Raw genomic sequence first — 6,333 nt, 5'->3', positions numbered from 1 at the left:
GAGTCCGGTGGGGCCCAGCGGTCGGCATCCCCTGGTTCTGACACGTTCGGCCCTCCCGAAGCCCTTACATCCGTGGACGAATCGTACGGGCGGTCAGTTCCCCGGGGGGTCGAAACGCTTCGTGCGCTCCAGCCCGGCCGCGCGGCCCTTGGCGGCGACGACCAGAGCCATCTTGCGGGACGCCTCGTCGATCATCTCGTCGCCGAGGACGGCGGCGCCGCGCCCCTCGACGCGCACGTAGTGGTCGTAGGCTTCGAGGATCAGCTCGGCGTGGTCGTAGTCCTCCTGGGACGGGGAGAACACCGCGTTCCCGGCCTCGATCTGGGACGGATGCAGCACCCACTTCCCGTCGAACCCCAGCGCCGCCGACCGCCGCGCGACCCGCGTGAACGCCTCCACGTCGCGGACGTTGAAGTAGGGCCCGTCGATGGCCTGCAGGTCGTTGGCGCGGGCGGCGACGAGGATGCGCATCAGGATGTAGTGGTAGGCGTCGCCCTCGGTGTAGCCGGGCGGCTGCTCCCCCACGACGAGCGTGCCCATGTTGAGCGACGCCATCAGGTCGCCGGGGCCGAGGACGAGCGTCTCCAGCCGGGGCGAGGACGCCGCGATCGCGTCGATGCCGGCCAGGCCCCGGGCGTCCTCGATCTGCGCCTCGATGCCGATGCGGCCGACCGGCAGGTCCGTCGCCCGCTCGATCTGGGTGAGCAGCCGGTCGAGCCACTGGACGTGCGACGCGTCCGACACCTTCGGCAGCATGATCGCGTCGAGGGCGGCGCCGGCGCCCTCGACGACCTCGATCACGTCGCGGTAGGCCCAGTGGGTCTCCAGGTCGTTGACGCGCACCACGCGGGTCTTGCCGGACCAGTCGCCCTCGTTGAGCGCCGCGACGACCGTCGCGCGGGCCTCCTGCTTCGCGGACGGCGCGACGGCGTCCTCCAGGTCCAGGAAGATCTCGTCCGCGGGAAGCCCCTGCGCCTTCTCGATGAAGCGGGCATTGCTGCCGGGGACCGCGAGCGTGGTACGACGTGAGCGCATGGCCCCGGATGCTACCGACCGGTGTGAGACCCTTTCCTTCATGGGTGACGGGCATGCCTGAGCTGAACTGGGCGCTGGTTGAGGAGGCGGCCAAGAAGTCCGACCTCCTGTGGCTGGACCTCCCCGGCCTGCGGCAGCCGAGGGCGGCCTGGCACGTGTGGCACGAGGGCTCCGCCTACGTGCTGACCGGCGGAGAGGGCGAGCAGCCGCTGCCGGGCCTGCCGGAGTCCGCGCAGGTGACGGTGATCCTGCGCAGCAAGGACAAGGGCGGCCGGCTCGTCTCGTTCGTCGCCGACGCCGAGCCGGTCGAGCCGGGCACCGAGCGGTGGGACGCCGTGGCGCCGCTGCTCGCCAAGGCCCGCCTCAACGCCGCGTCCCACGCCGGCCAGGTGGAGCGGTGGGCGACCGAGTCGTGGATCGTCCGGCTCACTCCCGTGCTGCCGGTCACCGAGTCCACCGACGGGTACGCGTCCGTCCGGCCCGTGCCGACGCCCGCGACGACCGCGGGCCCCGCGCCGCGCCTCTTCGGCGGCAAGCGCCGCCGCGTCGACCGCTAGCCGAGCGGCCGGCGGCCTTCGGCGACGGTCCGGAGCTTGTCGGGGTTGGCGACCATATGGACGGCCCGGATCCGGCCGGTCCCGTCGATGTCGACGGTGACCGCGGCCAGCGGGCCGCCGGGGCCGTCCACGACGAGGGCCGGTTCGCCGTTGAGGTCGACGTGCCGCCACCGCATGTCGGCGGGCTCGACGCCCCCGTAGGGCTGGCCCATGATCCCGGACAGCCAGCGGAGGGCCTTGTCGGCGCCGTGGATGACGCGCCGCGCCGCGCGGACCTTGCCGCCGCCGTCCGTCCACAGCGTCACGTCCGGCGCGAGGGCCTCCATGAGCCGGTTGACGTCGCCGCCGAGGACGGCGTCGAAGAACCGCTCGGTGACCCTGCGCCGCTCGCCGCCGTCCGCCTCGAAGCGGGTGTGCCGCTCCGCGACGTGCTTGCGGGCGCGGGAGCCGAGCTGCCGCACCGACGCCTCCGACCGGTCGAGCGCTTCGGCGATCTCCGCGTACGGGTAGCCGAACACCTCCTTGAGGACGAACACGGCCCGTTCGAGGGGGCTCAGCGTCTCCAGCACGACGAGCATCGCCATCGACACCGACTCGGAGAGCACGGCGTCCTCGGCGACGTCCGGGGAGGTCAGCATCGGCTCGGGCAGCCACGGCCCGACGTAGGTCTCGCGCCGCGCCTGCGCCGAGCGCAGCCGGTCGAGCGCCACGTTGGTGGTGATGCGGACGAGGTACGCCTTGGGGTCGGCGACGTCCGGGCGGTCCTTCGCGGACCAGCGGAGCCACGCGTCCTGGACGGCGTCCTCCGCGTCGGCGACCGTGCCCAGCATCCGGTACGCCACGGCGAACAGCAGCTTGCGGTGCTCCTCGAACGCGTCCCTCATCCCGCCACCCTTTCACGCCACCGGGACGCACCCCCCGAACACAGGAAGCGAGCCACAAACCTCCCACGTGTCCTATATCGCCCAACGGGCCCGGATCAGAAAGGAGATCATGGGTAGTGTCCTCGCCATGAGCGGAGCTCCATCACGGGTCTTCATCGCCCGGCTCGCGGGCGTCGCCGTGTTCGATCCGGCCGGCGACCAGGTCGGCAGGATCCGGGACGTGGTGGTGGCGATGCGGCTCGCACCGCGCCCGCCGCGGGTGCTCGGCCTGGTGGTGGAGGTCGCGTCGCGGCGGACCGTGTTCCTGCCGATCACGCGGGTGACCCTCATCGAGGCGGACGCGGTCGTCTTCGACGGCCGGCTGAACGTGCGGCGGTTCAGCAAGCGCGACTCCGAGACGCTGGTGATCGCCGAGATGCTGGACCGCACGGTCCGGTTCCGCGACGACGGCGAGAGCGTCTCGGTCGTGGACGTGGCGATGGAGCCGACCCGCACCCGGGACTGGATCGTCAACAAGGTCGCCGTCCGCCGCCGGCGGGGCCGCGGGTTGCGCAAACGCGGTGAGACGATCGTCCTGGACTGGGACGCGGTGGAGGGCTTCTCCGCCGTCGAGCACGGGCAGGGCGCCGCCGCGCTGATCGCCGCGTTCGAGGGGATGAAGCCCGCCGACCTCGCCAACGTCGTGCACGAGCTGTCGGAGAAGCGGCGGGCGGAGGTCGCGCTCGCGCTGGACGACGAGCGGCTCGCCGACGTCCTGGAGGAGCTGCCCGAGGACGACCAGATCGAGATCCTCGGCAAGCTCGGCGTGAACCGGTCCGCGCGCGTGCTGGAGGCGATGGGCCCCGACGACGCCGCCGACCTGCTCGGCGACCTGCCGACCGAGCAGCGCGAGCAGCTGCTGACGCTGATGGAGCCGCAGGACGCGGCGCCCGTCCGGCGGCTGCTGACCTACGAGGACTACTCGGCCGGCGGCCTGATGACGACCGACCCGGTCATCGTCCCCCCGGACGCCACGGTCGCCGAGGCGCTCGCGCTGATCCGCCGGCCCGACCTGAACCCGGCGCTGGCCGCGCAGGTGTACGTGTGCCGGCCGCCGACCGCGACGCCCACCGGCCAGTACCTGGGGACGGTCCACTTCCAGAAGCTCCTGCGGGAGCCGCCGCCGACGCTCGTCGCCGGGATCGTGGACACCGGGCTCGACCAGCTCCGGCCCACGATGTCGCTGGAGGACGTCGCGATGTTCCTTGCCACCTACAACCTCGTCGCGGGCGCCGTCGTGGACGAGAACGGCCATCTGCTCGGCGCGGTGACCATCGACGACGTCCTCGACCACCTGCTGCCGGTGGACTGGCGGGAGTCGCTGATGGACGCCGGCGCCGACGAGTCGGCCGATCCAGAGGAAGAGGCTCTCCGGGGGAAGATGTGATGACGACACGCCAGATGCCCCGCCTGGACCAGCCGAGGGAGATCCGCCGGACCCTCGTCCCGCACTACGATCCCGAGTCCTTCGGCCGGCTGTCGGAACGCATCGCGCGGTTCCTGGGCACGGCGAGGTTCCTCGTCTACCTGACCGTGTTCATCGCGGTGTGGATGACGTGGAACATGTTCGCGCCGGCGTCCCTGCAGTTCGACCCGTACCCGTTCATCTTCCTGACGCTGATCCTGTCGATCCAGGCGTCCTACGCCGCGCCGCTGATCCTGCTGGCGCAGAACCGGCAGGACGACCGGGACCGCGTCCAGTACGAGCAGGACCGGGCGCAGAGCGAACGCACCATCGCCGACACCGAGTACCTGACCCGGGAGATCGCGGGCTTGCGAGTGGCCCTGAGCGAGGTGGTGACCCGGGACTTCCTGCGCTCAGAACTGCAACAGGCACTGAAGGACCGGGACACGAAAGACCCCGCCGCCTAGTCGGCGAGCTTTTCCAGGATCTCCTGCAGGGCCCGCAGGTCGGGCTCGTCCAACCGGCTCAGCACATAGTCACGGACGCTCCGCCGATAGGTGGGAGTGGCCTCGTCGAGCCGGACCCGCCCGGCCGCCGTCAGCGCGGCGTACAGGCCCCGCGCGTCACTCGCGCATGTCTGCCGGGTGACGAGCCCGTCCCGTTCCAGCCGGTCGACGAGCCGGGTCAGGCCGCTGCGCGACAGCAGAACGCGGTCGGCGAGGTCGTTCATGCGGAGCCGCCCGGCCTCGCCGAGGTGCACGAGCACCTCGTAGGAACCGAGCTGCAGATCGTGCTCGGCCAGCAGATCGGCCTGCACGCGGCGGGAGATCCGCGCCTGGACTCGGAGCATCGTGCGCCAGACGAGCAATTCGGCGGCCGAGACGGCGCTGGTGGTCACGCCCCTGATGGTACGGCGGCGCGATGCCCTTGTGAGGGCGGCCACCCGGATACCTCGGTTTTGCTTCGGGTTCGTACCATGGACGCATGGCCTCCCAGTTGACGACCGAGCAGGTGACCGCGGCGCTCGCAACCGTGAACGATCCTGAGATCCGCAAGCCCATCACCGAGCTCGACATGGTCAAGAGCGTCGACATCGACGCGGACGGCACCGTCCGCGTCGGCATCTACCTGACCGTGGCCGGCTGTCCGATGAAGGACACGATCACCAAGAACGTCACGGAGGCCGTCTCCAGACTCGACGGCGTGACCTCGGTGCAGGTCGAGCTCGACGTGATGAGCGAGGAGCAGCGCAAGGACCTGCAGACCAAACTGCGCGGCGGCGAGCCCGCCAAGGAGATCCCGTTCGCCAAGCCCGGCTCGCTGACCAAGGTGTACGCGGTCGCGAGCGGCAAGGGCGGCGTCGGCAAGTCGTCGGTGACGGTGAACCTGGCCGCCGCGCTCGCCGCGCAGGGCCGCAAGGTCGGCGTGGTGGACGCCGACATCTACGGCCACTCCGTCCCGCGGATGCTCGGCGTCGACACCTCGCCCACCAAGGTCCAGGACATGATCATGCCGCCGGTGTCGCACGGCGTGAAGGTCATCTCCGTCGGCATGTTCACCGCGGGAAACCAGCCGGTCGTGTGGCGCGGCCCGATGCTGCACCGCGCCCTCCAGCAGTTCCTGGCGGACGTCTACTGGGGCGACCTCGACATCCTCCTGATGGACCTCCCGCCCGGCACCGGCGACATCGCGATCTCCGTCGCGCAGCTCCTGCCCTCCGCGGAGATCCTCGTGGTCACCACCCCGCAGCAGGCGGCGGCGGAGGTGGCCGAACGCGCCGGCGCGATCGCCGCGCAGACCCACCAGCAGGTCGTCGGCGTCATCGAGAACATGTCGTACCTGTCCTGCCCGCACTGCGGCGAGCAGCAGTACATCTTCGGCGAGGGCGGCGGCCGGACGGTGGCGGACGCCCTGACGAAGACCCTGGGCACCCGTGTCCCGCTCCTGGGCCAGGTCCAGATCGACCCACGCCTCCGAGAGGGCGGCGACCAGGGCGCGCCTTTGGTGCTCTCAGACCCGGACGCAGGCGCCGCAAAGGAACTACGCACAATCGCCGACACCCTGGGCGGCCGAAGCCGCGGCCTGGCAGGAATGTCCCTGGGCATCTCCCCAAAGCGCAAGTAAAACCCCAAAAGGCGGCCCTCTAGGGACCCCCGTTCCTGGAGGGCCGCTCACGCATTACGACGCAAGTGGCTTGCACGCATACGCGGATTGAAGCGGACCCGCACAGACCTTTCGCGCACTGCAGAGCGGGTGAAGTTTCCACGGAATCGCCCACCTGCATGATCACCCCACGGGTCGCGCGGCTGGAGGGCGCTCAGCGCCCGGAAGTCGCGCGACCCGCCGCGCGAGGAGCCGTTTCACGAGACGCGGAGCGGATCGGGAAACGGCTCCTCGCGCGTCACGGGGGGGT

7 protein-coding genes are annotated in these 6,333 nt (G+C 71.1%); 4 read left to right on the top strand and 3 right to left on the bottom strand.

Annotated elements, in window-relative coordinates:
• Positions 1 to 93: 93 nt before the first annotated feature.
• Complete coding sequence (locus tag E1200_RS30100; protein ID WP_131955477.1) at positions 94 to 1,035, bottom strand: CoA ester lyase; 942 nt, start codon at positions 1,033 to 1,035, stop codon at positions 94 to 96.
• A 53-nt stretch (positions 1,036 to 1,088) separates the two neighbouring features.
• Between E1200_RS30100 and E1200_RS30095 the strand changes: the two genes are divergently transcribed.
• Entirely contained in the window at positions 1,089 to 1,592 is a 504-nt protein-coding gene (locus E1200_RS30095; RefSeq protein ID WP_131955475.1) for a hypothetical protein, read from the top strand.
• On the opposite strand, the gene E1200_RS30090 is transcribed toward E1200_RS30095, so the two are convergent.
• Positions 1,589 to 2,476, bottom strand: coding sequence for an RNA polymerase sigma-70 factor (locus E1200_RS30090; protein ID WP_131955473.1), 888 nt, complete (start codon positions 2,474 to 2,476; stop codon positions 1,589 to 1,591). The two genes, E1200_RS30095 and E1200_RS30090, sit on opposite strands and share 4 nt — an antisense overlap.
• A 127-nt stretch (positions 2,477 to 2,603) precedes the next feature.
• On the opposite strand from E1200_RS30090, the gene E1200_RS30085 reads away from it, so the two are divergent.
• Together E1200_RS30085 and E1200_RS30080 are read left to right on the top strand one after the other, a co-directional pair.
• Positions 2,604 to 3,902 carry a CBS domain-containing protein gene (locus tag E1200_RS30085; RefSeq protein ID WP_131955471.1) on the top strand — a complete coding sequence of 433 codons (1,299 nt, stop codon included), beginning with the start codon at positions 2,604 to 2,606 and terminating at the stop codon, positions 3,900 to 3,902.
• A complete protein-coding gene (locus E1200_RS30080) occupies positions 3,902 to 4,387 on the top strand; it encodes a DUF1003 domain-containing protein (protein WP_131955470.1) in 486 nt (161 codons plus the stop codon). The genes E1200_RS30085 and E1200_RS30080 overlap by 1 nt, the downstream gene beginning before the upstream one ends.
• Here the strand turns inward: E1200_RS30080 and E1200_RS30075 are convergent.
• Complete coding sequence (locus E1200_RS30075) at positions 4,384 to 4,818, bottom strand: MarR family transcriptional regulator (protein ID WP_243708943.1); 435 nt, start codon at positions 4,816 to 4,818, stop codon at positions 4,384 to 4,386. The two genes, E1200_RS30080 and E1200_RS30075, sit on opposite strands and share 4 nt — an antisense overlap.
• Before the next feature lie 86 nt (positions 4,819 to 4,904).
• Here E1200_RS30075 and E1200_RS30070 point away from each other — a divergent pair, with 86 nt between their 5' ends.
• Positions 4,905 to 6,044: a P-loop NTPase gene (locus tag E1200_RS30070; protein WP_131955469.1), complete on the top strand. Its 1,140-nt coding sequence runs from the start codon at positions 4,905 to 4,907 to the stop codon at positions 6,042 to 6,044.
• Positions 6,045 to 6,333 lie beyond the last annotated feature (289 nt).

The organism is Actinomadura sp. GC306, from assembly GCF_004348665.1.
Lineage (GTDB): Bacteria > Actinomycetota > Actinomycetes > Streptosporangiales > Streptosporangiaceae > Spirillospora.
Note: the sequence above shows the minus strand (reverse complement) of the source record. Positions and strands in the feature narration are given on the sequence as shown.

Coding starts and splice junctions, on each gene's coding strand:
- E1200_RS30100 (WP_131955477.1), bottom strand. CDS start 1,035: ATGCGCTCACGTCGTACCACGCTCGCGGTCCCCGGCAGCAATGCCCGC.
- E1200_RS30095 (WP_131955475.1), top strand. CDS start 1,089: ATGCCTGAGCTGAACTGGGCGCTGGTTGAGGAGGCGGCCAAGAAGTCC.
- E1200_RS30090 (WP_131955473.1), bottom strand. CDS start 2,476: ATGAGGGACGCGTTCGAGGAGCACCGCAAGCTGCTGTTCGCCGTGGCG.
- E1200_RS30085 (WP_131955471.1), top strand. CDS start 2,604: ATGAGCGGAGCTCCATCACGGGTCTTCATCGCCCGGCTCGCGGGCGTC.
- E1200_RS30080 (WP_131955470.1), top strand. CDS start 3,902: ATGACGACACGCCAGATGCCCCGCCTGGACCAGCCGAGGGAGATCCGC.
- E1200_RS30070 (WP_131955469.1), top strand. CDS start 4,905: ATGGCCTCCCAGTTGACGACCGAGCAGGTGACCGCGGCGCTCGCAACC.